Origin of the sequence: Cuneatibacter caecimuris (assembly GCF_004216775.1) — a bacterium.
In the GTDB taxonomy this organism is placed as follows: domain Bacteria; phylum Bacillota; class Clostridia; order Lachnospirales; family Lachnospiraceae; genus Cuneatibacter; species Cuneatibacter caecimuris.
In genome coordinates this window covers 1-1,906 of sequence record NZ_SGXF01000013.1, presented here as the reverse complement: position 1 = coordinate 1,906, position 1,906 = coordinate 1, and the positions used below count along the sequence as shown (strand labels likewise).

The following is a 1,906-nucleotide window of genomic DNA, read 5'->3' as shown; positions in this document are numbered from 1 at the left end:
TGTGTGCGCCCGGCGGCGCACGTTTCTAACCGGTGCAAGTCCGGAATCCGCCCGGTAGTGGGAAGGATATAGCCGAAGGCAAGGGTGTCCATCGTGAGGTGGAATCTGAAGGAAGCTGGATATGGGGAACATACTAACCCATGGGCAAACCTCTGGTCTGACGAACAGAAACCACATAAGAGGCTATGCATGAGGATAAGGCTGCACAGCAAGTCGAAGTCCAATAACTACACGGAATCATGTATGGTAAATGTGGCAGATAGATGGAGGGAAAGAAACGTGTGGTACCCGGGGAGGTCTGTGCGGTATGCCCCGAAAAGGACAACCATTATCGAGAGGTAATGCTGAACGCACAGAAGTCAGCAGAGGTCATAGTAGTCGAGAGATGAAGGACCAAATCAATAGGAGTCTTTAGTACAACCGGGAAAGGAGGAAAGAACATTGGGTTCAGAAAACAGAGAAAGCTGCTCACAAAGAGATAGCGCGGAACGTGAAAGGTATGTGAGAGCGCACCGTTCTTTCCGCCGGATATGGAAGGAAAGGGACAGTGCACAGCCGGAACTTTTGGAGAGGATACTGGATAAGGACAACCTGAACAGAGCCTTCAAGAGAGTAAAGGCAAACAAGGGTGCGCCGGGAATCGACGGAATGACCGTAAAGGAAGCCGGAGCATACCTTCGGGAGAACCAGAAAGAACTTATCGGAAGAATCAAAAGGGGAAAATATACCCCGGCTCCGGTAAAACGAGTGGAAATCCCGAAACCAGACGGTGGAATACGAAAGCTTGGTATTCCAACAGTCAAAGACCGTATATTCCAGCAAGCCATAACACAACAGCTCATGCCAGTCTATGAGCCGTTATTCTCGGAGAACAGCTATGGCTATCGACCGGGAAGAAGCGCAAAAGACGCCATCTTGAAAGTGAAGGAGTATGCAGAACAGGGATATACCCATGCAGTGACATTAGACCTGTCGAAATACTTTGATACACTTAACCACGAAATGCTCCTGAATATCTTACGAAGGAATGTAAAGGACGAAAGGGTAATCCAGTGGATTAAGAGATACTTAAAGAGTGGTGTCATGGAAAACGGTGTAGTCATGGAAACCGAAGAAGGATCGCCGCAGGGCGGAAACATCTCACCACTGCTGGCAAATATCTATCTGAACGAGTTCGACCAGGAGTTTGAGAAGCGGGGAGTGACATTTGTACGCTATGCAGACGATATTGTGCTGTTAGCTAAAAGTGAGAGAGCCGCAAAGAGATTACTGGAATCCAGCACGAAATATCTGGAGAAAACACTGAAACTGAAAGTGAATCAAAAGAAAAGTCGTGTGGTAAGTGTGTTTGCAAACCGAAATTTTAAGTTTCTTGGCTTCACATTGGGAAAGAACGGGAAGGGCATATATGTCCGGGTTCATGGGAAGTCATGGAAGAAGATGAAGACAAAACTGAAAGAGCACAGTTCCCGAAGGTCTTGTCAGAGCATACGCCCTTCATTGGAAAAGATAGAAGTATTCATGCGAGGATGGCTGAATTACTATGGGATTGCGGATATGAAGAGCAGGATAGAAACCCTCAATTCATGGCTGTATCACAGAATCCGCATGTGTATATGGAAACAGTGGAAGTTACCCAAAACAAGGAAAAGAAACCTAATGAAACTCGGGATACCTGAATATTTTGCACATCAGGCGGCGAATAGCCGCAGAAAGTATTGGTATGTATCGGGAATGGGAGCGGTCAATAGAGCATTAACACGAGAAAGACTGATAAACAGTGGATTCTATGATCTAGCCACTGCCTACCAGTCTGTGCACGTCAACTATTGAAACCGCCGTGTACCGAACGGTATGCACGGTGGTGTGAGAGGACGGGAGTTAATCACTCCCTCCTACTCGATTG

The 1,906-nt window shown here is 47.1% G+C and carries 1 protein-coding gene; it reads left to right on the top strand.

Features of this window, described 5'->3' with window-relative positions; genetic code table 11:
- Positions 1-441 precede the first annotated feature (441 nt).
- Positions 442-1,833: a group II intron reverse transcriptase/maturase gene (gene ltrA / locus EV209_RS16170; protein ID WP_165388964.1), complete on the top strand. Its 1,392-nt coding sequence runs from the start codon at positions 442-444 to the stop codon at positions 1,831-1,833.
- Positions 1,834-1,906 lie beyond the last annotated feature (73 nt).